This is a genomic window from Cephaloticoccus capnophilus, assembly GCF_001580045.1.
Lineage (GTDB): Bacteria > Verrucomicrobiota > Verrucomicrobiia > Opitutales > Opitutaceae > Cephaloticoccus > Cephaloticoccus capnophilus.
In genome coordinates this window covers 1-246 of sequence record NZ_LSZP01000022.1, presented here as the reverse complement: position 1 = coordinate 246, position 246 = coordinate 1, and the positions used below count along the sequence as shown (strand labels likewise).

The 246-nt window shown below is 52.8% G+C and carries 1 protein-coding gene; it reads right to left on the bottom strand.

Annotation, left to right across the window (positions count from 1 at the left end; translation table 11 throughout):
* Positions 1–21: 21 nt before the first annotated feature.
* The coding region (locus tag AXK12_RS09355) for a hypothetical protein (protein ID WP_231863495.1) at positions 22–246 on the bottom strand (225 nt) is incomplete at its 5' end.

The following is a 246-nucleotide window of genomic DNA, read 5'->3' as shown; positions in this document are numbered from 1 at the left end:
AATTTGGGATTTCTCATCGCGCTATCGCGCGAAAGCGAAATCCCAAATTTGAAAGCACTCTCCCCTGTCGCGTTGCGACAGGGAAAGTAGAGTGATAACCCGTTTGGGCGAGGTGGGAAAAATCACCAGTAAACTCCCGCCTCCAAGTTTGGGGTTCTTTTCAGATTTTGGTTTCGTTTCTGCGCGTCGCGCAGAGGCGAAACCAAAATCTAAATGGGTGCAGCGACACGCTGCCGCCCCACGCGC